The 26090-nt window shown below is 71.6% G+C and carries 22 protein-coding genes; 7 read left to right on the top strand and 15 right to left on the bottom strand.

From position 1 onward, the window contains the following. Positions 1-52: 52 nt before the first annotated feature. Together KV394_RS12335 and truB are read right to left on the bottom strand one after the other, a co-directional pair. The gene (locus KV394_RS12335; RefSeq protein WP_247981569.1) at positions 53-421 is read right to left on the bottom strand and encodes a hypothetical protein; all 369 of its coding nucleotides are present in this window, start codon (positions 419-421) and stop codon (positions 53-55) included. Continuing rightward, entirely contained in the window at positions 418-1311 is an 894-nt protein-coding gene (gene truB / locus KV394_RS12330; RefSeq protein WP_247981568.1) for a tRNA pseudouridine(55) synthase TruB, read from the bottom strand. Before truB ends, KV394_RS12335 begins: the two co-directional genes overlap by 4 nt. A gap of 142 nt (positions 1312-1453) precedes the next feature. Between truB and KV394_RS12325 the strand changes: the two genes are divergently transcribed. Beyond that, positions 1454-2320, top strand: a complete 867-nt coding sequence (locus KV394_RS12325) for an HhH-GPD family protein (protein ID WP_247982867.1) — start codon at positions 1454-1456, stop codon at positions 2318-2320. A 7-nt stretch (positions 2321-2327) separates the two neighbouring features. Here the strand turns inward: KV394_RS12325 and KV394_RS12320 are convergent, their stop codons facing one another. The 6 genes from KV394_RS12320 to KV394_RS12295 all read right to left on the bottom strand — a co-directional run bounded on the left by KV394_RS12320 (position 2328) and on the right by KV394_RS12295 (position 10352). Then, entirely contained in the window at positions 2328-4463 is a 2136-nt protein-coding gene (locus KV394_RS12320; protein ID WP_247981567.1) for a helix-turn-helix domain-containing protein, read from the bottom strand. Positions 4464-4568: 105 nt separating this feature from the next. Beyond that, entirely contained in the window at positions 4569-4994 is a 426-nt protein-coding gene (rbfA, locus tag KV394_RS12315) for a 30S ribosome-binding factor RbfA (RefSeq protein WP_136044326.1), read from the bottom strand. A 69-nt stretch (positions 4995-5063) separates the two neighbouring features. Continuing rightward, positions 5064-7811: a translation initiation factor IF-2 gene (gene infB / locus KV394_RS12310; RefSeq protein WP_206251390.1), complete on the bottom strand. Its 2748-nt coding sequence runs from the start codon at positions 7809-7811 to the stop codon at positions 5064-5066. Positions 7812-7905: 94 nt separating this feature from the next. Beyond that, positions 7906-8145 carry a YlxR family protein gene (locus tag KV394_RS12305; RefSeq protein WP_240744613.1) on the bottom strand — a complete coding sequence of 80 codons (240 nt, stop codon included), beginning with the start codon at positions 8143-8145 and terminating at the stop codon, positions 7906-7908. A 76-nt stretch (positions 8146-8221) separates the two neighbouring features. Next, on the bottom strand, positions 8222-9205 hold the full coding sequence (nusA, locus tag KV394_RS12300; RefSeq protein ID WP_247981566.1) for a transcription termination factor NusA: 984 nt from the start codon (positions 9203-9205) through the stop codon (positions 8222-8224). Between the two features lie 106 nt (positions 9206-9311). After that, positions 9312-10352 carry an LOG family protein gene (locus KV394_RS12295; RefSeq protein WP_247981565.1) on the bottom strand — a complete coding sequence of 347 codons (1041 nt, stop codon included), beginning with the start codon at positions 10350-10352 and terminating at the stop codon, positions 9312-9314. Positions 10353-10492: 140 nt separating this feature from the next. Between KV394_RS12295 and KV394_RS12290 the strand changes: the two genes are divergently transcribed. Continuing rightward, positions 10493-10993: a pyridoxamine 5'-phosphate oxidase family protein gene (locus KV394_RS12290; RefSeq protein WP_136032881.1), complete on the top strand. Its 501-nt coding sequence runs from the start codon at positions 10493-10495 to the stop codon at positions 10991-10993. Positions 10994-11011: 18 nt separating this feature from the next. Here the strand turns inward: KV394_RS12290 and KV394_RS12285 are convergent, their stop codons facing one another. The 3 genes from KV394_RS12285 to KV394_RS12275 form a co-directional block, all read right to left on the bottom strand. Further along, complete coding sequence (locus KV394_RS12285) at positions 11012-12769, bottom strand: proline--tRNA ligase (protein WP_247981564.1); 1758 nt, start codon at positions 12767-12769, stop codon at positions 11012-11014. A gap of 40 nt (positions 12770-12809) precedes the next feature. Then, positions 12810-13580: an isocitrate lyase/PEP mutase family protein gene (locus KV394_RS12280; protein WP_247981563.1), complete on the bottom strand. Its 771-nt coding sequence runs from the start codon at positions 13578-13580 to the stop codon at positions 12810-12812. A 130-nt stretch (positions 13581-13710) separates the two neighbouring features. Continuing rightward, complete coding sequence (locus tag KV394_RS12275) at positions 13711-14766, bottom strand: zinc-dependent alcohol dehydrogenase family protein (RefSeq protein ID WP_247981562.1); 1056 nt, start codon at positions 14764-14766, stop codon at positions 13711-13713. A 105-nt stretch (positions 14767-14871) separates the two neighbouring features. Between KV394_RS12275 and KV394_RS12270 the strand changes: the two genes are divergently transcribed. Continuing rightward, positions 14872-16329, top strand: a complete 1458-nt coding sequence (locus tag KV394_RS12270) for an RNB domain-containing ribonuclease (RefSeq protein WP_247981561.1) — start codon at positions 14872-14874, stop codon at positions 16327-16329. On the opposite strand, the gene KV394_RS12265 is transcribed toward KV394_RS12270, so the two are convergent. Then, on the bottom strand, positions 16298-17164 hold the full coding sequence (locus KV394_RS12265; RefSeq protein ID WP_206251393.1) for an alanyl-tRNA editing protein: 867 nt from the start codon (positions 17162-17164) through the stop codon (positions 16298-16300). The genes KV394_RS12270 and KV394_RS12265 overlap by 32 nt on opposite strands. A gap of 50 nt (positions 17165-17214) precedes the next feature. Continuing rightward, positions 17215-18366, bottom strand: coding sequence for a flavodoxin-dependent (E)-4-hydroxy-3-methylbut-2-enyl-diphosphate synthase (ispG, locus tag KV394_RS12260; RefSeq protein WP_205812722.1), 1152 nt, complete (start codon positions 18364-18366; stop codon positions 17215-17217). Positions 18367-18581: 215 nt separating this feature from the next. Between ispG and KV394_RS12255 the strand changes: the two genes are divergently transcribed. Next, on the top strand, positions 18582-20465 hold the full coding sequence (locus tag KV394_RS12255; protein ID WP_247981560.1) for a chorismate-binding protein: 1884 nt from the start codon (positions 18582-18584) through the stop codon (positions 20463-20465). A 21-nt stretch (positions 20466-20486) separates the two neighbouring features. Here the strand turns inward: KV394_RS12255 and KV394_RS12250 are convergent, their stop codons facing one another. Further along, on the bottom strand, positions 20487-21800 hold the full coding sequence (locus KV394_RS12250) for a M50 family metallopeptidase (RefSeq protein ID WP_136035342.1): 1314 nt from the start codon (positions 21798-21800) through the stop codon (positions 20487-20489). A gap of 62 nt (positions 21801-21862) precedes the next feature. Here KV394_RS12250 and KV394_RS12245 point away from each other — a divergent pair, with 62 nt between their 5' ends. From KV394_RS12245 to KV394_RS12235, 3 genes are all read left to right on the top strand, one after another. After that, a complete protein-coding gene (locus tag KV394_RS12245) occupies positions 21863-22450 on the top strand; it encodes a hypothetical protein (protein ID WP_206251396.1) in 588 nt (195 codons plus the stop codon). Between the two features lie 83 nt (positions 22451-22533). Then, the gene (locus tag KV394_RS12240) at positions 22534-23229 is read left to right on the top strand and encodes a YcnI family copper-binding membrane protein (protein ID WP_247981559.1); all 696 of its coding nucleotides are present in this window, start codon (positions 22534-22536) and stop codon (positions 23227-23229) included. An 86-nt stretch (positions 23230-23315) separates the two neighbouring features. Beyond that, complete coding sequence (locus KV394_RS12235) at positions 23316-24938, top strand: Mur ligase family protein (protein WP_205812607.1); 1623 nt, start codon at positions 23316-23318, stop codon at positions 24936-24938. Positions 24939-24991: 53 nt separating this feature from the next. Here the strand turns inward: KV394_RS12235 and dxr are convergent, their stop codons facing one another. Further along, the gene (gene dxr, locus KV394_RS12230; protein WP_247981558.1) at positions 24992-26074 is read right to left on the bottom strand and encodes a 1-deoxy-D-xylulose-5-phosphate reductoisomerase; all 1083 of its coding nucleotides are present in this window, start codon (positions 26072-26074) and stop codon (positions 24992-24994) included. Positions 26075-26090: the final 16 nt, after the last annotated feature.

The following is a 26090-nucleotide window of genomic DNA, read 5'->3' as shown; positions in this document are numbered from 1 at the left end:
CATTCCATCCTAGAGCCGCGGCGGGACGCCGGACTCCGCGGGGCTCCCGCCGTCAGGCGACCTGGACCGTCCAGATGGCCTGCATGCGCCACAGCATGACCGCGATCGCGAGCGCCGCGACGCCCAGCACGACCGTGCTCCAGCGGCTGCGCTCCATCAGGGCCCACAGCACGGCGCCGATCGGCAGCAGCACGGCGGAGACCAGATACACCCAGTACTCGAGGAGATCGCCCGTGGGCGGGTTCCCCGAGAGCGGGGCGACGATCGCGACGACGACCTGCCCGATCAGCAGCAGCTCGACGAGTGCGAGCGCGCCGACCGAGAAGTCGCTCGGCCGGCGCCCAGCGAGACCGGCCACCAGGCAGAAGACGCCGGCGGCGACCGCCACCGCGATCTGCACGATCGTGAACCACAGGATCATCGGACGGCCTCCGGCATGTTCATGGCGCTCTTGATGTCGGCGCCGCGTCTCTCGACGATGCCGACCAGCACGTCGTCCTGATCGATCGCCGCGACGAGGGCGCCGGAGAGCCGATCGGCCTGGCCCGCGAGGCGTTTGCCGTGCCGCAGGTCCCTCGCCTCATCCGCCGAGACCGCGAGCACCGGGAGGATGCGGGACGCCGCCTGCGCCGGGGTCAGCGTCGGCGCGCCCTCCAGCTCGTCGACGCCCACCGCGTCCGCCGCGTCGAAGGGGCCGACCCTGGTCCGCCGCAGGGCCGTCAGATGGCCCCCGACCCCGAGCGCGGCGCCGAGGTCGCGGGCCAGGGAGCGGATGTAAGTGCCGGACGAGCAGTCCACGATCACGTCCAGGTCGATGTGGTCCTCGCCGCGACGGCTGGCGAGCACGTCGAACCGGCTGACGGAGACCTCGCGGGCCGCGAGCACGACCTCCTCCCCCGCGCGCACCCGGTCGTAGGCGCGACGTCCGTCGACCTTGATGGCCGACACCGCGCTGGGCACCTGGGAGATCTCCCCCGTCAGCGCGGCGACGCCGGCAGCGATCGCGTCGTCGGTGACGGTCGACCACGCCGCAGACTCGGCGACCGTGAGCGTGTCACCCTCGGCGTCGTCCGTGGTCGTGGTGGTGCCGAGCCGGATCGTGGCCAGGTAGGTCTTGTCGGCACCCACGACGTAGGTGAGCAGCCGCGTCGCACCCTCGACGCCGATCACCAGCAGCCCGGTCGCCATCGGGTCGAGCGTGCCGGCGTGACCCACCTTGCGGGTGCCGAAGGCCCGCCGCGTGCGGGCGACCACGTCGTGACTGGTGAGCCCGCCGGGCTTGTCGACGAGGAGGATGCCGGAGGGGACCATCCCTCCAGCCTACCGACGCGTGGTGCGCCGTCCGTGCGTCAGCCGCGCACCTCGTGCGACGGCTCCTGCCCTCGGCCCGGTCGTCCCGATCCCGCTCGCCTAGGCTGGCGGGGTGCCCGTTCCGCCGTCCTCCCCCACGACGATGCCGAACCTGACGTCATGGTATCGATCGGCCGCCCGCGACCTGCCGTGGCGGCGCCGCGAGTTCCACGACGGCTTCGGCGCCTGGGGCGTGCTGGTCAGCGAGTTCATGCTGCAGCAGACCCCCGCCACCCGGGTCATCCCGCATCTGGACGCCTGGCTGACGCGGTGGCCGACCCCCGCGGCGATGGCCGAGGCGACGACCGCCGAGGTCGTGCAGCAGTGGGCCAACCTCGGCTACCCGCGCCGTGCCCTGTGGCTCCACCGCGCCGCGATCGAGGTCGTCGAGCGGCACGGAGGTGTCGTGCCGCGTGACGTCGACGCGCTCCTGGCCCTCTCCGGCATCGGCGACTACACGGCACGAGCGGTCGCGGTGTTCTCGTACGGTGATCGGTACCCGGTCGTCGACACCAACACGCGACGCGTGCTGGCCAGGGCGGTCGAGGGGCGCGCACACCCGGCGCCGCCGTCCCGGCGCGACCTCGCCCTCATGGACGCGCTGCTGCCGGACGACGACGTGGAGGCCGCGCTCTTCAACGCGGCGACCATGGAGCTGGGCGCCACGATCTGCACGGCTCGGGCACCGCGCTGCGAGGTGTGCCCGATCGCCGAGCAGTGCGCCTGGCTGGCGGCCGGTCGACCGGACACCGGCGACGCTCGACGCCGCCAGGCCGCCTACGAGGGATCGGACCGTCAGGCCCGCGGCACGGTGCTGCGCCTCCTCCGCGACGCCGCCCCCGACGCCGTCCCCCTGGCCGCGGTGATCCCGGAGTGGCCCGACGCCCGACAGCGCGACCGGGCGATCGACTCCCTCATCGCGGACGGCCTCGCCGAGACCGACGGCGAAGGGCTCACGCTCCCCCGGTGACCCCGGATCAGAGGTGACGCTCGGTGCGGTGGGCGAGAGCCGTGAGCTCGACACGGTTGCGCACCTCCAGCTTCGCGAACACGCGCCCGAGGTGCACCTCCACGGTCCGCACCGACACGCTCAGCTCTCGACCGATCTCGCGGTTGCCGGCGCCACGAACGGCCAGCATCGCGACGTCGAGCTCACGGGCGGTGAGCCGCCGCCTCCACACGCTGCGGCACACCGAGAGCCGCTCCGGCGCGGGGACGAGCTGCGCCGCCGTCGTGTCGAGCCGATCGATCCTGTCCCTGGCCGCCCGCGCCCACGCGTCCGCACCCGCCGCCTCGAACAGCCGCTCCGCCCGCTGCAGGTGCATCCGTGCGGCGAGATGGTCGTCACGGACCGCGTGCTGCAGACCCAGCACGAGCTCGACGCGCGCCCGCGCGAACGGGGAGCGCAGCGTGCGCGCCGTCTCCCGCACGTCGTCCCGCTCCGACGGCCAGCTCCCGGCCGACGCGGCCAGGAGGCGCACCCGGAGGTCGCGTGCCACCGCGAGATCCGGAGGTGTGACGGGCCCGGACGCCGCGCGCTGCACCTGCGCCGCGACAGCCACCTCCTCGAGCCCGGGAACACCGAGCACCGGCTCCGGAGCCCCGCCGTCGCGCCAGAGCTCCACCGCCGCCCCCGCCGCATCCACCGCGCCCGCCAGGAAGGCCTCGATCGCGCGGTCGACCAACCCGTCGACGCCTCCCCCCACCGGAAGCACGGCCGTGAGGGCGTGGGCGACCGGTCCGATCTCCCCCCGCACGGCGAGATCGAGCCGCCGCGCGAGGACGACCCCCAGTCCCGCGAACGGAAGCGCGACCGGGAGCTCGACCGCGGCGCGGAGCAGCCGCTCCCGCGCCGCGCCGATGTCACCACGCCACACCAGCAGCAGCGTCTCGGCCACCGCCCGATAGGCGCGCACGAGCGGACTGCGCTCGAGCCCCGGCACCAGATGGTCCGGTGCGAGATCGGCCAGGGGCGAGTCGTCGCGCAGCAGGCGCAGCCCCTGCTCGATGTCACCGCGAGCCGCGAGTCGGAGCGCCCGGAGCAGGGTTCCGCACAGCGGCCCCTCACCCTCTCCATCGCCGACCTCGCTGTCCCCCGCGAGAAGCCAGCACAGGGCGACGACGGGCTCCCGCAGGTCGGTCTCGGCCCCGACGACCGCGGCTCCCTCGCGCACCGCGTCGAGCCACAGGCGCATCGGGGCCCGGTCTCCTCGTTCCGCGCACAGCAGCGCCGCGAGCCCGGCCGCTCTCGTCCAGTCGCGCCACGCCGCCCGACCCTTCGCGCTCCGCGGTCGGAACAGCGCGGGATCGACATCCGGCACCGCGCCCAGCACGAACGTCTGCGCCACCAGCAGTCCCCCGAGTGCCCGTCCCCGGAGCCGCGCCGACGCGCGGGGATACAGGCTGCCGAGATCGTGCACGGCATCCCCGGCGAGCCCCGCGCCGACGGCCGCGAGTCCGGCGAGCAGCATCGCCCCGTCCCGCCGGTGGCCCGACACGTGCGCCGCGGCCTCCCGGGCGAGAGCCAGCGCGCGCTCCTCCCGTCCGGCGCTGAGCAGTCTCCGCGCCGCACCGACCAGCGTCCGTGCGGCCGCGGGATCGCCGGTCAACGACGCGCGCGCCCGATGCCACGCCGCTGCGTCCTCATCGCCGAGGGCGGCGTGCAGTCCCGCCAGCCGGGAATGCACCTCCGCCGTCCGCGCCGAGGTCGACAGCGCCTGAATCCACACCGAGTGGCGCGGGTCGGACAGTCGCACCCGGCCCGCATGGATCACGAGCAGTGCGCCGACCGGGGAGGCCGCCAGCTCCCGCACCGACCGGCCGTCGAACGCGACCAGGGTGCCGAGGTCGTCGCCGCTGCGCAGTGTCTGCGCGAGCAGCAGGGTGCGGTCACGCTCCGAGAGCTCGAGCTCCGCGAAGGCACGCTCGACCGCGGGCGTCAGGGGCAGGGGTGAGGGCAGCGCGCGCCGTCCCAGCCGCTGGTCCGGCGTCAGCCGCTCCGCGACCTCGACGACGCTCGGCGGATCGGCGGCGAGACGCGCGGCCAGTCGCGCCACCACGTGCGGCGCGCAGACCAGTTCGCGCGCGAGAAGATCGCGGAGCAGCAGCTCCACGATCGCGGGCGCGACGACACCGCCGTCGCTCGATACCGTCGCTGGAATGCCGATCCCCCAGGTCCATCGGATGTCATCCCCGCGGACCCGAGGGTATCAAACGGATCAGTCCTCGTCGTCCCCCGAACGGTACGGGTCGGCGTCGCCGGCCGGGGAGGCAGAGGAGGCGAGCTTCGCGACCTCGGCGTCCCGCTCCTGCGCCTCACGCAGCAGCGCCGTGATGTGATCGGCGTTCTCCGGGAGCGCGTCCGGGATGAACTCGAGCGTCGGCACGAGACGCGTGCTCAGCTGTCGGCCGACCTCGCTGCGCAGCATGCCCGTCGCCGAGGTCAGGGCGGCACCGCTCGCGATGCGCTCCTCCTCCGAGCCGAGGACCGTGTAGAACACCGAGGCGTGCTGCAGGTCTCCGCTCACGCGGACATCGGTGATGGTCACGAACCCGAGCCGCGGGTCGCGCAGACCCTTCTCGAGACGCTCGGCGAGGATCACACGGATGCGGTCCGCGAGTCGTGCCTGTCGTTCGCCTGCCATAGCTCTTTCCCTTCAGAGGCCTTCGGGCGGGGACGCCTCAGCATCCCCGCCCGAAGGTATCGAACCCGATCAGCCGCGAGGCTTCTCGACCATCTCGGTGGTCTCGATCTCGTCGCCGATCTGGATGTCGTTGTACTTGCCGAGGCCGATACCGGCTTCGTAGTCGGTGCGCACCTCGGTGACGTCGTCCTTGAACCGGCGCAGCGACTCGATGGCCAGGCCATCGGCGATGACGACGCCGTCGCGGATGACGCGGGCCTTCGCGTTGCGCGTGATCGTTCCCGACCGCACGATGACACCGGCGATGTTGCCGAACTTCGAGGAGCGGAACACCTCGCGGATCTCGGCGACACCCGACTGGACCTCTTCGTACTCCGGCTTGAGCATGCCCTTGAGCGAGCTCTCGATCTCGTCGATCGCGTTGTAGATGACGGAGTAGAAGCGGATGTCCACGCCCTCACGGGAGGCGCGCTCGCGCGCCTTCGTGTCGGGGCGGACGTTGAAGCCCACGATGATCGCGTTGTCGATCGTCGCCAGGTTCACGTCGGACTCGGTGATCGCACCGACACCGCGGTGGATGATGCGCAGCTGCACCGAGTCGTCGACCTCGATCTTGAGGAGCGACTCCTCCAGCGCCTCGACGGCACCGGAGACGTCACCCTTGATGATGAGGTTGAGCGACTCGACCTTGCCCTCTTCCAGAGCACGGGTGAAGTCCTCGAGCGAGATGCGCTTGCGGGCCTTGGCCAGCTGGGCGTTGCGCTCGACCGCTTCACGCTTCTCGGCGATCTGACGGGCCATGCGGTCTTCCTCGGTGACGATGAAGACGTCGCCGGCGCGGGGCACGGAGTTGAGTCCCTGCACCTGGACCGGGCGAGACGGCGCGGCCGCCTCGACGGTCTCGCCGTTCTCGTCGATCATCGCGCGCACGCGGCCGTAGGCGGTACCCGCCACGATCGCGTCACCCACCCGCAGGGTTCCGGACTGGATCAGCACCGTCGCGACCGAACCGCGGCCCTTGTCGAGCTTCGCCTCGATGGCGACACCGCGAGCGGCCTTGTTCGGGTTGGCGGTGAGGTCGAGACCGGCGTCCGCGGTGAGCAGCACGGCGTCCAGGAGGTCCTGGATGCCGGTGTTCGCGCGAGCCGACACGTCGACGAACATCACGTCGCCGCCGTACTCCTCGGCCACCAGACCGTATTCGGTCAGCTGCTGACGCACCTTGGCCGGGTTGGCCTCGGGCTTGTCGACCTTGTTGACCGCGACCACGATCGGCACGTTCGCCGCCTGGGCGTGGTTCAGGGCCTCCACCGTCTGCGGCATGATGCCGTCGTCGGCCGCGACCACGAGGATCGCGAGATCGGTCACCTGGGCACCACGGGCACGCATGGCGGTGAACGCCTCGTGACCCGGGGTGTCGATGAAGGTGATGGCCCGCTCGATGCCCTCGTGCTCGGTCCAGACCTGGTACGCACCGATGTGCTGGGTGATGCCGCCGGCCTCGCCCTCGATGACGTTCGTCTGACGGATCGCGTCGAGAAGGCGCGTCTTACCGTGGTCGACGTGACCCATGACGGTGACGACCGGGGGACGGATCTCGAGGTCGTCCTCGCTCTCCTCCGCCAGCTCCTTCTCGAGGTCGAGACCGAAGCCCTCGAGGAGCTCCTTGTCCTCGTCCTCGGGCGAGACCATCTGGACCTTGTAGCCCAGCTCCTCACCCAGGACCTCGAACGTGGCCTCGTCCAGCGACTCGGTGGCCGTGGCCATCTCGCCGAGGTTGAAGAGGATCGTCACGAGCGTGCCCGGCTGCACGGTGTATCCGGTCAGTGCCTCGATCTTGTCGGCGAAGTCCGCGATGGACGCACCGCGGCGCATGCGGATCGTCTCGCCGTTGCCGCGCGTGACGTTGACGCCGCCGACGACCGGGGCGCTCCGCATCTCGAACTCTTGCCGCTTCGCCCGCCGCGACTTGCGCTGCTTGCTCTTGCCGCCGCCCTTACCGAAGGCACCGGCCGTGCCGCCACCGGGGCCGCGACCGCGACCGCCGCCGCCACCGGGACGACCGGCGAAGCCACCACCGGGACGGGGGCCCGCACCGGGACCGCCACCGGCGCCACCCGGACGACCGGGACCGCCCGTGCGCTGCTGGAACGGAGCACCGGGACGACCGCCCTGGCCCCCACGAGGCGCACCCGGACGGGGCGAACCCGGACGGGGCGCTCCGGGACGAGGAGCCCCGGGACGCGGCGCCTGCGGACGCGGGATGTTGCCGGGGGTCGGCCGCTGTCCCATGCCCTGCGCCGAGGCGAAGGGGTTGTTGCCGGGACGGGGACCGGCGGGGCGCTGCCCCATGCCCTGCGCCGACGAGAAGGGGTTGTTGCCGGGGCGCGGAGCACCGGGCTTCGGGGCGTTGCCGTCACCCGACGACGGGGCGGCCGGAGCCGGAGCTGACGGCTTGGCCGGAGCCGCGGGAGCCGGAGCCTTCTCCGCCGGAGCCTGTGCGGCGGCGGGAGCCTCGGCGGGTGCCGGAGCGGCGGGGGCCGCGGGTCCGGGCTTGGGTCCCGGCTTCGGGCCGGGGGTCGGTGCCGAGCTCTTCGCCGCGGGCTTGGGCCCGGGCTTGGCCGCCGCGGGCTCGCCGGACGCCTTGAGCGACGGGTCGGCCTCGATCGCGGCGCGCAGCTTGCGCGCCACCGGCGGCTCGACCGTCGACGACGGGCTCTTCACGAACTCGCCGAGCTCCTTGAGCTTCGCGAGGGCGACCTTGCTGTCGACGCCGAGTTCAGCGGCGATCTCATGTACGCGTGGTTTACCAGCCACAATTCTCCTGTCTGGGTCGGTCTGCCCAGACAGGGCAGACCATTAGTCGCGGACGGGTCTCATTTCGAGCCGTTCACTTTGTTTCCATAGCCGTTCAGCCTTTGGTTCTCAGCGGATGCTGTTCGATGGTCTGCGTGTCCAGAGTGGCGGACACACGGAGTGCACGTCCGAAAGCACGGCGCCGCAGGGCGGCATCCATGCATTCCTGTGTCGGATGCACCCACGCGCCTCGTCCCGGCAGGACAGCACGCTCATCGAGGACGAGGGTGTTGTTCTGGCTCACCACCCTGAGCAGGGCGGAGCGGGGAGCACGCGTGCGACAACCGACGCACATTCGTACGGGATCCATCTTACACCTGCGTTCCGTCCGCGTTCGCCCGCCCCGGGGCGTGGCGGGCCGCGGAGTCCGATCAGTCGAGGACGCTGTCCGGCTGGATGTCGATCTTCGCGCCGGTCAGCTTGGCGGCGAGGCGGGCGTTCTGCCCCTCCTTGCCGATCGCGAGGGACAACTGGTAGTCCGGCACGAGCGCCCTGACCGCCTTGGTGGAGGCGTCGAGCACGAACGAGCTCGTGACCTTCGCCGGTGACAGCGCATGGGCGACGAAGGTCGCGAGGTCGGGGTCGTGGTCGACGATGTCGATCTTCTCGCCGGACAGTTCCTCCGTGACGGCGCGTACGCGGCGCCCGAGCTCGCCGATGCACGCGCCCTTCGCGTTGATCAACGGGTCGTTCGCGCGCACGGCGATCTTCGTACGGTGACCGGCCTCCCGCGCGAGCGAGACGATCTCGACCAGTCCGGCTGCGATCTCCGGCACCTCGAGCGCGAACAGCTTGCGGACGAGGCCCGGGTGGGTGCGCGACACGGTGATCTGCGGCCCCTTGAGCCCCTTGGCGACGCTCGTGACGTACACGCGCAGACGCGAGCCGTGCGTGTACTCCTCGCCGGGCACCTGCTCCTCCGGCGGGAGGATCGCCTCGACCGAGCCGAGGTCGACGTGGATCATCCGCGGGTTGGGCCCCTGCTGGATGACGCCGGCGACGATATCGCCCTCACGCCCCTTGAACTCGCCCAGCACGGCGTCGTCGGCGATGTCCCGGAGGCGCTGGCTGATGACCTGCTTGGCGGCGAAGGCGGCGATGCGCCCGAAGTCGTCGGGGGTCGCGTCCTCCTCGCCGATGACCGCGCCCTCCTCGTCGCGGACGACCTGCAGCACGGCGACGTGCCCGGTCGTACGGTCGAGCTCGACGCGGACGCCCTCGGGCGCCGCCCCCTCGGGCGACACGTGCTTGGAGTACGCGGTCAGGATCGCCTGCTCGATGATCGCGACGAGCTCGTCGAACGGGATCGCCTTCTCCTTCTCGATCCCTCGCAGCAGACTCAGTTCGATGTCCATGACGGCCTCCCTATTCAGCTCTCGTCGCGCCTGATCGCACGCGCGACATCCGTACAACGATACCGTGCGTCGGAGACCCCGGCCGCGCGGCAGGGGCGGGGGCGGGTCAGGCGGTCGGGGCGGACGGCAGCGCGTTGATCGCCCCGATGAGGCGGAACAGGTTTCCGACCTGGCGCTGATCCAGGTGCAGCATCAGACGCGGCAGGTCGAGGCGATCGTCGTCGGCCGCCTCGGGAGGCAGCGGTGGCGTCCGCTCGATGCGACCGTCCGACAGCATCGAGCCGAACGCGTCGTTCAGTTCCGCCACCTCGGCCTCGGTCGGTTCCGCGCGCAGCCGCAGCACCAGCGTGTCACCCACCCAGCGCAATGAGTCGTAGTTGCGCCAGAAGCCCGTGATCTCCGCCCTCGCCGCCTCCACGGAATCGGTGATCACGACCCGATCGAAGTCGCCCTCCGAGATCACGCCCATCGGCGCGAGGTGCTCGTCGACGAAGCGACGCATCCCCTCCCAGAACGACCCGCCCTTCTCGTCGAGCAGGACGATGGGCGTCGGCTCCGCCTTCCCCGTCTGCTGGAGCGTGAGGAGCTCGAACATCTCGTCCAGCGTCCCGAACCCGCCGGGAAGGCAGAGGAACCCGCTCGACTCCTTGATCAGCATCAGCTTGCGCGTGAAGAAGTACTTCATCGCGACCACCTGGTCCTGACCTGCGACGACCGCGTTGGCCTTCTCCTCGAAGGGCAGCCGGATCGAGACACCGAGCGACAGTGCGGGGCCCGCCCCCTCCGCCGCGGCCTGCATGATCCCGGGGCCGGCACCCGTGACCACCATCCAGCCATCGCGGGCGAGCGCGGCGGCCACGTCCCGCGCCTGCACGTACAGCGGGTCGTCCTGGCGCGTGCGGGCGGAGCCGAACACCGTCACCTTCGGCACACCGCGGAACGGTGCGAACAGCCGGAAGGCGTCGCGCATCTCGGCCAGCGCCGCCGAGGCGATCTTGAGGTCGAGGCGATCCGTGCCGTCCTCCCCCAGCTGCAGCGCGGTCCGGAGCATCCGCATCACCAGGCGCCGATCCGCGTGCACGCCCGTCTCGTCCAGCACGGCGTTGATCTCGGACGTGAGCGCGGGAGGAAGGGACTGTTCGGCCATGTCACCAGCGTGTCATGCTCGCACGCGATCGGGCCCCGCAACGCCGTCCGCGCGGCGGAGCACCACGCGCGGCGTCAGCACGCTCGTCCGCCCCTGTCAACGCCCCTGCGGCGGCGACCGGGCGGGGGCATCCTGGCTCCATGACCGAGATCACCGGACCTGAAGCCCTCGCCCGCGTCTCCGAGCTCGTGGAGGACATCGACATCACGATGCTCACCACCGTCGACGAGGACGGCCACCTCGTGAGCCGCCCGATGTCCACCCGGCAGATGGACGACGCGGGAGACATCTGGTTCTTCACCGCGGAGGACACCGAGAAGGTCGATGAGGCACGCCGCAACCACGACGTGGGGCTCGCGTACTGCGACTCCAAGGGCATGCGCTACGTCTCCGTCGCCGGAACCGCGGAGGTCGTGCACGACCGCGCCAAGATGGAAGAGCTCTACTCGCCGTCACTCGACATCTGGTTCGCCGACGGCCTGGAGACGCCGGGCATCGCCCTCCTGCGGGTCACCCCGCGGGTCACCGAGTTCTGGGAACCCGCCAAGGGGAAGATCGCGATGGCCGCCGGGGCGCTGAAAGCCCTCGTGACCCACGACACCCCGGACGACACCATGGATCACGGCCGCATCACCTGCTGAGCCGCGCGGTCACCGAGGTCAGCGCGACGTGAGTCGCGCGACCGCCTCCTCGATGGACAGCGCGTCACGCTCGCCGCTGCGCCGATCCCACAGCTCGACCTGTCCTTCGGCGGCACCGCGACCCACGATCAGGATGCGCGGCACACCGACGAGCTCGGCGTCGCCGAACTTGACGCCGGGCGAGACCTTCGGACGGTCGTCGTAGAGGACATCGAGTCCCGCGCTCTCCAGCCGCTGCGAGATCTCCTCCGCGACGTCGAAGGCCACCTGGTCGCGCCCCGCCGCCACCACCTGGACGTCGAACGGGGAGACGGACGCGGGCCAGATCAGTCCCTTGTCGTCGTTGTTCAGCTCGGCGATGATCGCGAGGATGCGCGTGACACCGATGCCGTACGAGCCCATCGTCACCGTCACGAGCTTGCCGTTCTCGTTCAACACCCTCAGTCCCAGCGCCTCGGCGTACTTGCGACCGAGCTGGAAGACGTGGCCGATCTCCATGCCGCGCGCGAGCTCGACCGGGCCGGAGCCGTCGGGCGCGGGGTCACCCGCGCGCACGTTCGCGATCTCGACGATGCCGTCGGCGGCGAAGTCGCGGCCCATCACGACGGAGTGGGCGTGCTTCTGGTCGATGTTCGCCCCGGTGATCCAGCTGGTGCCCTCGCTCACCCGCGGGTCGACGAGGTACCGGATGCCGGTGGCGGACTCCTCCCCCAGCACCGCGCCCGTGGGTGACCACGGACCGATGTAGCCCTTGACGAGCAGAGGGTTGTTCTCGAAGTCGTCCGCGGTCGCGGTCTCGACCTCGGCGGGAGCGAAGGCGACCTCGGCGCGCTTCTCGTCCACCTCGCGGTCGCCGGGGATTCCCACGATGACGAGTTCGCGGGTGCCGTCGAGGTGCGTCAGCGCGAGCACGACGTTCTTGAGCGTGTCCGCCGCCGTGTACTCGCCCTCCAGCTCACGGTTGCAGTGCGAGACGAGCGTCTCGATGGTGGGGGTGTCGGGCGAGTCGAAGATCACCGGAGTCGCGTCGGCGTCGAACGGCACGGGCGCAGGCACCTCGGTCGTGAACGCTTCCACGTTCGCCGCGTAACCACCGGCGCTGCGCACGAACGTGTCCTCGCCGACGGGGGTGGGGTGGAGGAACTCTTCACTGCGCGAGCCGCCCATCGCGCCCGCATCCGCCTGCACGATCACGTACTCGAGTCCCAGGCGCTGGAAGATCCGCTCGTAGGCGTCGCGCTGAGACTGGTAGCTCACGTCCAACCCCTCGTCCGAGGCGTCGAACGAGTAGGCGTCCTTCATCGTGAACTCGCGGCCGCGGAGCAGGCCGGCGCGGGGCCGCGCCTCGTCGCGGTACTTGTCCTGGATCTGGTAGATCGTCAGCGGCAGGTCCTTGTACGACGAGTACAGGTCCTTCACGAGCAGGGTGAAGGCCTCCTCGTGCGTCGGGGCGAGCAGGTAGTCGCCCCCCTTGCGGTCCTGGAGGCGGAACAGCAGATCGCCGTATTCCTCCCAGCGACCCGTCGCCTCATAAGCCTCCCGCGGCATCAGCGCCGGGAAGTGCACCTCCTGGGCACCCGCGGCGGCCATCTCCTCGCGGATGACCGCCTCGATCTTGGCCTTCACCCGCAGCCCGAGCGGCAGCCACGCGAAGATGCCCGCGGCCTGCGGTCGGATGTACCCGGCGCGGATCAGCAGCTTGTGACTGGCGACCTCTGCACCGGCAGGGTCTTCACGGAGTGTACGGAGGAAGAAGTTCGAGAGACGAGTGACCACGGCTCAAGTGTAGTGAGCCGTGGTCCCCCGTCCCGCCGCGTCAGTTCAGGGCGGGCAGGCCCTGCGGGACGACGCCGCCCGCGTACAGGCTCTCGGCCAGCTCCTGGAGCGCCGTGAGCGCGACCCGCTGCGGCAGCGGACCGTACGAGATGCGGGCGACGCCGAGCTTCTCGTACTCCGAGGCGGCGAGCGCACCGGGGATGCCGATGACGCTCACCTTGCGCTCGCCGATGCCCTCGACGAGCTGCCGCGTCACGTTCGCGTCGAGGATCCCGGGCACGAACACGGCCGTCGCTCCCGCGTCGAGGAAAGCGCGGCCGCGCTGGATCGCATCGGCGACGCTCTCCTGGACGGGACGGTGCCCCGCGCGCACGAACGCGTCGGTGCGGGCGTTGAGCGCGAACGGCACGCCCTCCGCCTCGGCCGCCTTCACGATCGCCTCGACCGCGGCCACCGACTCGTCGAGCGGCTTCAGCCGGTCTTCGACGTTCGCCCCGACGACACCGGCGGCGATCGCGAGCCGCGTGGTCTCCCCCGCGTCGCCGTAGCCGTCGTCGAGGTCGGCGGTGACCGGGACCTGCACGGCGGCGGCGATGCGTCCCACCATGTCGATCATCAGCTCGCGCGGGGTGGAGCCGTCGTCGTAGCCGAAGGTCGCGGCGATGCCGTGTCCGGCGGTCGCGATCGCCTTCGTCTCGGGCAGAGCGGCGACCGCGCGCGCCGACACGATGTCCCACACGTTCACCACGCGGAGGATCTCCGGCGCGTCATAGAGTCCGACAAGGGTCTGAGCCTTCGCAGCAGTGGTCATGTCCCCACGCTAACGCCCGGCACGGACGCGAGGGCCGCAGTGGTGGGGATGATGTCTCGCCCGGTCGCGGGGCGCCGACGGATGCTGAGAGTCGGCATCCCCCCATGCCGACCCTCTGTCCCCTGTGCGTTCAGGCGGTGAGCACCACCTTCAGCGCCTTCGTCTCCGCGGCCCGCTCGAACGTGTCGTACGCCTGTTCGATGGCGTCCAGCGCGAAGCGGTGACTGACGAACACCGCCGGGTCGATCCGACCCTCGGCGACGAGCCGGGTGAGCATGCGCGCCGTGTCGGCGTTCACCAGGCCCGTCGTGATGGTGAGGTTCTGGATCCACAGGCGATCGATCGGGAAGTCGACGGGTGCGCCGTGGACTCCGACGTTGGCGACGTGCCCGCCGGCGCGCACGATGTCCAGCGCCATGCCCCAGGTCGCCGGAACACCCACGGCTTCGATCGCGACGTCGACGCCGAGCCCGTCGGTCAGGGCGAGCACCTGATCGCGCCAGTCCTCGGCGCCGGCGACCACGCCGTGCGTGGCCCCGAAGAGTCTGGACTGCTCGACACGGTTCGCGTCGAGGTCGATCGCGATGATCTTGCTCGGCCCGTAGAGCTGCGCGGTCATGATCGCCGCGAGGCCCACCGGCCCGGTGCCGACGACGGCGACCACGTCGCCCGCCTTCACGCCGCCGTACTGCACCCCGATCTCGTGGCCCGTGGGAAGGATGTCGCTGAGCACGACCGCCGTCTCGGCGGAGACGCCATCCGGAAGCCGGTGCAGCGAGGTCTCGGCGAACGGGATCCGCACCAGCTCCGCCTGCGTGCCGTCGATCAGGTGCCCGAGGATCCAGCCGATCCCCGACGCCCCCTCCTCGGCTCGGCAGTGCGATGCCAGCCCGGCGGTGCAGAAGTCGCACTTTCCACACGAGGTGATGCACGAGATGATCACGCGGTCCCCCACGGCGAGATCGGTCACGGCTCCTCCGACCTCGGTGATCACCCCGACACCCTCGTGACCGAGGATGCGCCCCTCGGTCACGGCCGGGACATCGCCCTTGAGGATGTGCAGGTCGGTGCCGCAGATGGTCGTGGCCTCGATGCGGACGATCGCGTCGGTCGGCGCCAGGATGGTCGGATCCGGAACCTCCTCCCATCGCTTCTCTCCGGCTCCGTGGTAGACGAGTGCTTTCATGGCTGTCCCTTCCGGCGTCACCCTGACGTCGTCGGTGAAATGTTACGCGCCATCACCGACAGAACGCCTCCGGAGACCGGGGCTTCTCGGCCTAGGGTGGGAGCCATGCCTCAGCGCCGGTCCCATGTCGCTCCCTCCGCCGCCCAGACCGAGCTCGCCGCCGCGCTCGCCGACCTCCGCGAAGCGCTCGACGCCCCCACCTCGTTCCCACCCGACGTGCTCGCCGAGGCCGAGCGCGCCAGCGGATCCACACCCGAGCTCGACCTGCGCGACATCCCCTTCGCGACGCTCGACCCGGCGGGCTCGCGCGACCTCGATCAGGCCTTCCACCTGGAGAAGACCTCGTCGGGGTACACCGTGCGCTACGCGATCGCGGACGTCCCCGGTTTCGTCGAGCCCGGCGGGGCGGTCGATGCGGAAGCCCGTCGGCGCGGACAGACCCTGTATGCGGCGGACGGCACGATCCCGCTGCACCCTCCCGTGCTCAGCGAGGACCGCGCCTCCCTCCTCGCCGACGCCGACCGCCCCGCGCTGGTGTGGACCTTCGCGCTGGACGAGACCGGGGAGGTCGGCGACTTCCGGCTCGAACGGGCGCTCATCCGCTCCCGCGCCCAGCTCGACTACGCGGCGACGCAGGCCGCCCTCGATCGCGGCGAGGGTGGACCAGCGGCGCTCCTCCCGGAGATCGGCGCCCTTCGGCTCGAGCGGGAGCGGAAGCGTGGCGGGGCCAGCCTCAACCTTCCCGATGAGGAGGTCGTGCGCGCGGAGGACGGCAGCTACGCGATCGTGCGTCGCCGTCCCCTCCCGATCGAGGAGGCGAACGCTCAGCTGTCGATCATGACGGGGATGGCGGCAGCGCAGCTGATGCTGGGTGCGGGCGTCGGCATCCTGCGCACGATGCCGGAGCCCGACGATGCCGCCTTCGAGACGTTCCGCCTGCAGACGATCGCCCTCGGTCGCCCGTGGACCGACGGCACCTATGGCGAGTTCCTGCGCGGTCTGGACAGGGACGACCCGCTGACGCTGCCCGTGCTCGAAGCCGCGTCGTCACTGTTCCGCGGCGCGGGCTATCTGGTGTTCGACGGCACGGCTCCGGACGACGCCGTCCAGGCCGCCATCGCCGCCCCCTACGCGCATGCGACCGCGCCCCTGCGGCGACTCGTCGACCGGTGGTCGCTGGCGATCTGCCTGGCGGTCTCGAGCGGCGCACCCGTACCGGCATGGGTGCGTGACTCGCTCGCCGATCTGCCAGGCCTGATGCAGGAGTCCGGTCAGCGCGCCTCCCGGCTGGCGTCCGGGACCGTCAACGCCGTGGAGGCGGCGCTGCTGACCCCGCTGGTCGGCACCGAGCTCGACGCCACCGTCGTCGAGGATCGCGGCGAGCGCGTGACCATCCAGATCGCCGAGCCCGCGGTCACGGCGAGCGCCCCCGCTCCCGTCGGCGTGAAGCCGGGCGATCGCCTCCGCGTGCGCGTGGCGCGCGCGGACATCGCGAAGGGCGAGGTGGAGTTCGAGGGCGTCGCCGAAGAGTTCAGGCCGCGGGAGTCGCGGTCGTCGTCATGACGAGCAGCTGAGGATCCGACAGGTCCAACGCCACCCGGATCGCGACGAACTCGTCGAGCGAGTGCGCGTGGGTGCCCCCGCACAGGATCACGGCCTCGCCCTCCGGCAGCTCGCAGTGCCAGCGGCGACGGTCCACGATCGTCGGACCCTCGGTCTCGACGCGGCTCGCGGCGGCGGACTCGACCCACGCCTCGAGCTGTGCGTTGATCCGCTGTTCGCGGTCGGCGAGGGTCGACGCGAAGGTCTCGGTGTCGAAACCCGCGCGGCGCAGGCTCTTGCCCAGGCGGTACTCGTCGACGGCGCCATCCGCGTGGATGCGGCTCGTCTGGTTGGCGCGCCCCTCGAAGTCGGGGGTGCCGAGGGCGTCGGCGCCCGGGTCCTTGCGCCACAGGTCGGCGACCGCGAGGTCGAGGGCGAGGGACGCGAGATGACAGGCGGTGTGCCCGCGGCTCAGGCCAGCGCGACGGTCTGCATCGACGTCCAGCCGCGCGGCGACCCCGGGCACCAGGGCCGCCGGGGCGTCGCCCGTGAGGCGGTGGCCGACCAGCCAGGTCCACCCTTCCGCCCCGCGCTTGACGGGGATGTCGGCACCCACCGCGAACGTGCCGTCGTCGGACACGGCCGCCATGACGGCCTCTGCCACGGCCACGGAGGAGCCGTCGACCGTGAGGGTCCCGGCATCACCCGGCTGGTCGGGCCAGGTGTGGTCGACGGGGTGGAACGGGGTCTCGTCCACCACGACCACCACGCCCTCCGGCGTCCTCTCGACGTGGGTGACGACGCCCTCTCCACTCGTGGAGCCGGTGGCGAAGGTCACGACGGTGGGCGAGGACATGCTTCTCCTGTGCGGTACGGCGGGGATGGCGATCGGGGTGCGGACGACGGTCAGGCCGTGACGACCTGCGCGGTGCCGAGCGGTGCGTCCGGGCCCATCTCGGCGGCGATGCGGTTCGCCTCCTCGATCAGCGTCGCGACGATGTCCTCTTCGGGCACGGTCTTGATGACCTCGCCCTTCACGAAGATCTGCCCCTTGCCGTTGCCGGAGGCGACGCCCAGGTCGGCCTCGCGGGCCTCACCGGGACCGTTCACGACGCAGCCCATGACGGCGACACGCAGTGGCACCGTCATGTCCTTGAGACCCTCGGTCACGTCTTCCGCGAGCGTGTACACGTCGACCTGTGCGCGACCGCACGACGGGCACGACACGATCTCGAGCTTGCGCTCCCGCAGGTTCAGCGACTGCAGGATCTGGTGGCCGACCTTCACCTCTTCGGCGGGCGGCGCCGACAGCGACACGCGGATGGTGTCGCCGATGCCCTCACCGAGCAGGATGCCGAAGGCCGTCGCGCTCTTGATCGTGCCCTGGAACGCCGGCCCGGCCTCGGTCACGCCGAGGTGCAGGGGCCAGTCGCCCCGCTCGGCCAGGAGGCGGTACGCCTTGACCATGACGACCGGGTCGTTGTGCTTGACGGAGATCTTGAAATCGTGGAAGTCGTGCTCCTCGAACAGGGACGCCTCCCAGACCGCGCTCTCGACGAGCGCCTCGGGCGTGGCCTTGCCGTACTTCTCCAGCAGGCGGCGGTCGAGGGACCCGGCGTTCACGCCGATCCGCAGCGAGACACCCGCGTCCTGCGCCGCCTTGGCGATCGCGCCCACCTGGTCGTCGAACTTCCGGATGTTGCCCGGGTTCACCCGCACGGCCGCGCAGCCCGCATCGATCGCCTGGAACACGTACTTCGGCTGGAAGTGGATGTCGGCGATCACCGGGATCTGGCTCTTCTTCGCGATGATGTGCAGCACGTCGGCGTCGTCCTGGGACGGCACGGCGACGCGCACGATCTCGCACCCGGAGGCGGTGAGCTCGGCGATCTGCTGCAGGGTCCCGTTGATGTCGGTCGTCTTGGTGGTCGTCATCGACTGCACGCTGACGGGGGCGTCGCCGCCCACGAGCACCTTGCCGACCTTGATCTGGCGGGACTTGCGGCGCGGGGCGAGGACTTCGGGGATGCGAGGCATCCCAAGGTTCACAGCTGGCACCCCCTCAGCCTACGCCGCCCGGATGCACGCGGGCTGGATGCGCGGCCCGTCATCCGCCCGGGTCGCGGGTGCCGCATGTGGTAGTTTCGCCCCATGCTCGCGAACCTCACCTGGTGGCCCGCCTCCTAGGCGGTGTTCGCGTTCCCACGAATCCAGACCGCCTCCGGGGCGGTCTTTTCGTTGCGCCGAGCCGGAGCCCTGCACAGGAGACATCGATGACCCTCTCACGACTCGCCGAGCTCAGCGCCGATCCGTCCGCATCCTTCGTGCTCATCGCGCGCGACGGCGCCGACTCCGTCGAGCTGCTCACGGGCGAGGTCGTCGACGTCGACCTGCTCGCCGACATCCCGCTCACCGCGGACGGCGTGCCGCGTGAGGTGTTCGCACTGGTGCCCTACCGCCAGGTGCGCGAGCGCGGCTTCGTCGCGCAGGACGACGGCGCTCCCCTGCGCTGCATCGTGGTGGACGAGCACCTGCACCTGCCGACGCCTGCGGTGCTCGATGCGCTGCCGACCTCGTCGGTCCCCCTGCGCGACGGCGGCTTCGACATCGCTGACGAGGAGTACGCGGCCATCGTCGAGACGGTCATCTCCGACGAGATCGGACGCGGCGAGGGCGCGAACTTCGTGATCCGCCGCGACTACACCGCCAGCATCGACACCGACGACCGCACGGCCGCCCTCACGTGGTTCCGTGCCCTGCTCGCGCATGAGCGCGGGGCGTACTGGACGTTCGCGGTGGTCACCCCGGGGCGGATCGCGGTCGGCGCGAGCCCGGAGGCGCACGTCGTCGCGCGTGAGGGCGTCGTCACCATGAACCCCATCTCCGGCACCTTCCGGCATCCGGCCGGGGGCTCGACCAAGGAGACCCTCGCCGACTTCCTCGCCTCCACCAAGGAGACCGAGGAGCTGTTCATGGTGGTGGACGAGGAGCTCAAGATGATGAGCGCCGTCTGCGCCGACGGCGGGCGCATCACCGGCCCGCACCTCAAGGAGATGTCCCGCCTCACCCACACGGAGTACATGCTCCGCGGACGCAGCGGCATGGATCCGCGCGACATCCTCCGCGAGACGATGTTCGCTCCCACGGTCACGGGCTCACCGATGCAGAACGCGTGCGCGGTGATCCGTCGCCACGAGAAGAAGCCCCGCGGCTACTACTCGGGCGTCGCAGCACTGTTCACCCCGAACGCCGACGGCGGGCACGACCTCGACGCACCGATCCTCATCCGGACCGTGTATCTCGCCGACGGCGAGCTCAGCGTCCCCGTCGGCGCAACCCTCGTGCGCCACTCCGACCCGCACGGCGAGGTGTCCGAGACCCACGGCAAGGCGGCGGGCGTGCTCGGCGCCATCGGGGCGATCGACCGCGACCGTGCGGCCGAGGCTCGCAGCGACGCCGATGCCCCCGGTGCACGCCGCTCCCTCGCCGACGACCCGGAGATCGCCGCGCTGCTGTCCTCCCGCAACGCCCGCCTCGCCGAGTTCTGGCTCAACCCGCAGGGCGAGGAGTTCACCGGCCCGTTCACGGGGCGCTCCGCCCTTGTGGTCGATGCCGAGGATCGCTTCACCACGATGCTCGCCCACCAGCTGCGTCACCTCGGCCTGGACGTGACGATCTCCGCCTGGGATGCCGTGACCGACGACGCAGTGGCCGCGGCCGACCTCGTCGTCGCAGGCCCCGGCCCCGGCGACCCCCGCGACACCGGCAGCGCGCGGATCGCCCGGATGCGCGCGGTCGTGGAGCGACGGCTCGGCACCGAGGCCCCCCTGCTCGCCGTGTGCCTGAGCCACCAGATCCTCGCGGACCGTCAGGGCGCAGCGCTGGTCCCGCTGGCCGCCCCGCATCAGGGACTGCAGAAGTCGGTGCCTGTGTTCGGCGAGGACGCCTCGATCGGGTTCTACAACACCTTCACCGCGCGTGTGACACCCGGTGCCACGAGGATCGGGGATGCGGAGGTCTCCGCCGACCCGGGCTCCGGCGACGTGTTCGCACTCCGCGGCCCGCGCTTCGCGTCCGTGCAGGGACACCTGGAGTCGATCCTGTCGCGCGACGGCATCCGCACGCTCGAACGCCTGGTGTCGTACGCCCTCGCGTGACCGGCGCCGGCGCCGGGCCGGTCAGCCGAGCAGCTTGACGGGGTTGAACAGGTCGGCGACGAGGAGCAGCGCGCCCATCCCGATCAGCAGGACGGCCACCACCACCGTCAGCGGCACCAGCCGGGTGGCGTCCACGGGTGCGGGCGGCGGGCGCCGGAAGAGCTTCGCCCATGCCCGCTTGATCCCCTCCCACAGCGCGACCACGATGTGACCGCCGTCGAGCGGCAGCAGCGGGATCAGGTTGAACACGAACAGCGCCACGTTGAGCGACCCCAACAGCCCCAGGAGGACGGCGAACCGGTTGAGGATCGGGGCATCGGTCGCCGCGACCTCGCCGGCCAGGCGCCCGACGCCGACGACGCTCAACGGGCCGTTCGGGTCACGTTCGCCCCCGGTGACCAGGGACACACCCACATCCCACAGCCGCACGGGCAGCGTGACGATGAGCGACGCCACCCTCGCGACGTTCTCGGCGGCCATCTCCGGTCCGGCGCTCAGCGGCTGTTGCACGAAGCCCATCTGCGAGATCATCCCCGCGTACCCGACCTCGCGCACGACCGGGTCGCCCTGATCGTCGAGCACGGGCCGCCCGCTCGCGTCGGTGATGGTGCGCTCCGCCGCGATGGGCGTGAGGCTCAGCGTCTGCTCGGCCCCGTCGCGGCGCACCACCAGCTCGAGCGTCTCGCCGGGCGAGGCCTGGACGATCGTCGTCGCCTGCTCGAAGGTCGACACGGGCTGACCGTCGATCGACACCAGCACGTCACCGGGTCGCACCCCCGCCTCCGCCGCGGGGGACTCCGGGTCGTCCGGGGCGCACTCGGTGGCGGTCGACGACGCGGGCACCACGCACTCGTTCACCGCGGAGATGGTCGTCGTCCCCTGCTGCACGCCGATGCCGCACACGAGCACCGTGAAGATCACCACGGCCAGGACCAGGTTCATCAGCGGACCGCCGAGCATCACGATCACGCGCTTCCACACCGGCAGCTTGTAGAAGACCCGGTCCTCCGCGCCCTCGGCGATCGTCTCGTCGTTGGCCGAGCGGGCGTCCTGGATGAGCGTGCGGAACACCCCGGACGCCGGACGCTCCCCCTTCGACGACGGATACATGCCGGACATCGAGATGAACCCGCCGAGCGGGAGCAGCTTGAAGCCGTACTCGGTCTCGCCGATCCGCTTCGACCACAGCCGCGGGCCGAAGCCGATCATGTACTGGCCGACGCGCACGCCGAAGAGCTTCGCGGGGACGAGATGGCCGACCTCGTGCAGACCGATCGAGAGGCCGAGGCCGATCAGCATGAACAGGATGCCGCCCACATAGAGCAGGATTTCCACCCGCCCACGGTACTGCCCGCAGCTAGGAATCCGCCCCGCCCGCGCCGCTTGGCTAGGCTGGGATGGTGACCACCCGGCAGCTGCGACTCCTGCGCGCCGCCGCCGTGTCCGCCACCGCGACCCTCATCGCCGCGGTGTCCCACACCATCGGAGGCGGCGCGGCACCCCACCCGCTGCTGATCCTCGCGGTCACGGTGCTGTTCCTGGCACCGACCGCCGCCCTCCTCGGGCTCCGTCGGTCGCGCTGGCGCGTCGCGGTCGCCGTGCTCGTGTCTCAAGCCGTGTTCCACCTGGTGTTCCAGCTGCTCGGCTCCCCCACCGCGGACGTCGACGGCGCGATCGGCCCGCACGTCCATCACTTCGACCTGGCAGCGTTGAGCGGCACCGTCTCCGTCGCGCCCGTCGACGCGACGATGCTCCTCGCGCACGCCGGCGCCGCCGTGCTGACAACTCTGCTGGTGTGGCACGCCGAACGCCTCCTGCGGGCCGTCGCCGGCTGGTTCCGCGCTCTCGTGCGTCGCGCGTCGCCGACGGGCTTCTCCGGCCATCGCCGCCCGACCCCGCTGCGTCCGCTGCGCTTCGCTCCCCTCGACCGTGCCGTGGCCGCCGCCGTCTCCCGGCGCGGTCCCCCGGTGTGCGCACGCGGCTGACCCGCCGCCCGAGAATCACGGCCGAACCGTCGGCCACCCTTTGCGCGCCCTCCGGCGCGCCCGCACACCTTTTCTGGAGAATCATGTCCCGTACCACCACGTCCCCCCGTCGTCCGCGCTCCCGCCGGGCCCTCGTCGCCACGACCGGCGCGCTCGGCGGGGTCGCCCTCGCCCTCGCGGTTCCGCTCATGGCGGGAGCCCACGTGTCCGTCAGCCCGGATGAGCTGGCCGCCGGCGACCACGGCGTGCTCACGTTCTCGTTCGCCCACGGCTGCGGCACCTCGCCGACCACGGCACTGCGCATCACCATGCCGGACGGCCTCACCTCCGTCGCCCCGACCCTGGACGGCGACTGGACCATCCAGGTCGAGCGCGGTGACGACGGCCTCGTGAGCGCCGTCACGTACACCGCGCTCACGCCGGTGCCGACCGACCTCCGCGGCGCGGTCAGCATGTCGGTCGGGCTCGACGAGAAGACGCCCGAGACGCTCGCCTTCCCGGTGGTGCAGCAGTGCGTCGACGGTGCGACCGAATGGACGCAGCTCGCCGAGGAGGGTGAGGACCCGCACGCGCTCGATGCCCCCGCTCCCGTCGTCACGGTCACGGATGCGGAGGCGTCGATGCATGGCGCCCACGGCGACGGGGAGGCGGACACCGCGGACGCCGACGCGGCCGCCACGGCCGCCGACCCGCTCGGCATCGCCCTCGGCACGGGCGGGCTCCTCGCCGGGGCGGCGGCTCTCGTGGTCGCCGTGCTGGCCTACCGCCGCCGGGCCTGAGCCCCGGCCCGCCGCGCGTCCGACCCCGGCGCGCGGCGGGCCGTCCGCCCGGCATCCGTGCAGCGCCGTGAGATCATGGATCCGACATGTCGATTGAACAACAACCGAGCCTGCCCCCTGTGCTCCGCCCCGCGAACCCGCCCCGGCGCGAGCTTTCCGAACTGGCCTCCCGATTCGCCGCCACCGTGCGCGGCGACGCCACCGGAGTGTCCCTGAGCGGCATCACTCTCGCCACCGCGGATCTTCGCCCCGGTGAGGCCTTCGTCGCGATCCAGGGCGTGAACCGCCACGGAGCCGACTTCGCGGCGACCGCTGCCGAGAAGGGCGCGGTCGCGGTCATCACCGACGAGCGCGGCGCGGAGATCGCCGCGGATGCCGGCCTGCCCGTCCTCGTGGTGGACGATCCGCGCGCCGTGCTGGGCGATCTGAGCGCCTGGGTCTACGGCACCGGGGCGGACGACCCCCTGCCGCTGCTCTTCGCGACGACGGGCACCAACGGCAAGACGAGCGTCTCCCACCTCCTGGAGGGCATCCTCGAGCAGATGGGCGTGGTCACGGGGCTGTCGTCGACGGCCGAGCGCCACATCGCGGGCGAGGTCATCGTGTCGCGGCTCACCACGCCGGAGGCGTCGGAGATGCACGCGCTCCTGGCGCTGATGCGCGAGCGGCACGTGGAAGCGGTCGCGGTCGAGGTGAGCGCGCAGGCGCTGTCCCGCCACCGCGTCGACGGGATCCGGTTCGATGTCGCCGGCTTCACGAACCTCAGCCACGACCACCTCGACGACTACGCCGACATGGAGGAGTACTTCGAGGCGAAGCTGCCGCTGTTCCGTCCCGATCGCGCGGTCCGCGGCGTGGTCTGCCTCGACTCCCCCTCCGGCGCGCTGGTCGTCGATCGCGCGGAGATCCCCGTCGTCACGGTCGGCACGCCGTCGATCGCCGCCGACCCCGATGCCGCGGCCCGCGCGGACTGGGTGGTCGTGATCGACGAGGAGCGCGCCGCCGGCACCACCTTCACGATGAGCGGCCCTGCCGGAACCCTCACCACCACGGTGCCGGTGATCGGTCCGCACATGGCCGCCAATGCCGCGCTCGCGATCGTCATGCTGCTGGAGGGCGGGTACGCGTGGGAGCGGATCACCGACGCGCTCGGCCGCGACGGCGGCATCCACGCCTACCTGCCCGGCCGTACGCAGCTCGTCTCCGGCGACCGCGGACCGGCGGTGTTCGTAGACTTCGGGCACTCGCCGGACGCCTTCGAGAAGACCCTCGCCGCCGTGCGCCGGGTCACCCCCGGAAAGGTGCTGATGCTGTTCGGCGCGGATGGCGACCGCGACGCCAGCAAGCGCTTCGACATGGCGCGCACGGCCGTGGAGGGCAGCGACATCCTCGTCGTGACCGATCATCACCCGCGCTTCGAAGACCCGGCGTCCATCCGGGCGACCCTCGTGGAGGGCGCGCGCCGGGCACGACCCGACGCGGAGATCCACGAGTACTCCCCACCGGAGGCGGCGATCGTCGCGGCGGTCGGCCTGGTGGGCGACGGCGACGCGATCCTGTGGGCGGGTCCCGGGCATCAGGACTACCGGGACATCCGCGGCGTGCGCACCCCGTACTCGGCGCGTGAGCTGTCCCGCCGCGCGCTGAAGGCCGCCGGATGGCCGGTCCCGGAACCGCGCTGGCCTGTGCCCTACCCGGACGAGGACTGACCGCCGCCCGGTGCAGCGCCGCGCTGCATCGGGCGCCCTCGGCGGCCGCGCCGTCAGCTCGCGGCGATGAGCCGATCGGCCGTGCGCCGTGCCCAGTCCTCGGCCTCTGCGAGCGTCTCGACCGTGAGGGTGCTCGGTGCCTCGTGGTGGTCGACGACCGCGGAGATCGTGTCGACGATGCCGAGGAACGACAGGCGTCCCTCGTGGAACGCGTCCACGGCCTGCTCGTTGGCGGCGTTGTACACGGCCGGGAAGGTGCCGCCCGCGCGGCCGACCGCCTTGGCGAGTGCGACGGCCGGGAAGGCCTCGCCGTCGAGCGGCTCGAAGGTCCACGAGCTCGCGGTCGTCCAGTCCAGCGGACGACCCACGCCGCCGATGCGGTGCGGCCAGTCCAGGCCGAGGGAGATCGGCAGACGCATGTCCGGCGGGGACGCCTGTGCGATGGTGGACCCGTCGATGAACTCGACCATGGAGTGCACGATCGACTGCGGGTGCACGACCACCTCGATGTCGTCGTAGGCCACGTCGAACAGCAGGTGCGCCTCGATCACCTCGAGCCCCTTGTTGACGAGGGTGGCGGAGTTCGTCGTGACCGTCCTGCCCATGTTCCAGGTGGGGTGCGCGAGCGCCTGCCCCGGTGTGACCTCGGTGAGCTCACTGCGCGTGCGTCCGCGGAACGGTCCGCCCGACGCGGTCACCACCAGGCGTCGCACCTCGTCATGCGTCCCGGAGCGGAGCGCCTGTGCGAGGGCGGAGTGCTCGGAGTCGACGGGGACGATCTGCTCGGGGGCGGCCGCCGCCAGCACCAGATCTCCCCCGACGATCAGCGACTCCTTGTTCGCGAGGGCGAGCGTGCGGCCCGCCTGCAGCGCGGCGAGCGTGGAGCCGAGTCCGATCGAGCCGGTGATGGCGTTGAGCACCACATCGGCCTCGACGTCCCGCACGAGCTGTTCCGCTTCGACGGCTCCGAGGGCCGTGTCCTCCACCTGGAACTGCTCCGCCTGCTCTGTCAGCAGCTCGCGGTTGGAGCCCGCGGCGAGCCCGACGAGCTCGAACCGGCGCGGGTTGGCGCGGATCACGTCCAGCGCCTGGGTGCCGATGGAACCGGTGGAGCCGAGGACGATGACGCGACGCATGACGCCAGCCTAGGAC

This window comes from Microbacterium sufflavum, from assembly GCF_023101165.1.
GTDB classification, from domain to species: Bacteria; Actinomycetota; Actinomycetes; order Actinomycetales; family Microbacteriaceae; genus Microbacterium; species Microbacterium sufflavum.
The sequence above is the reverse complement of the archived record's forward strand: the minus strand, read 5'-3'. Positions and strand labels throughout refer to the sequence as shown.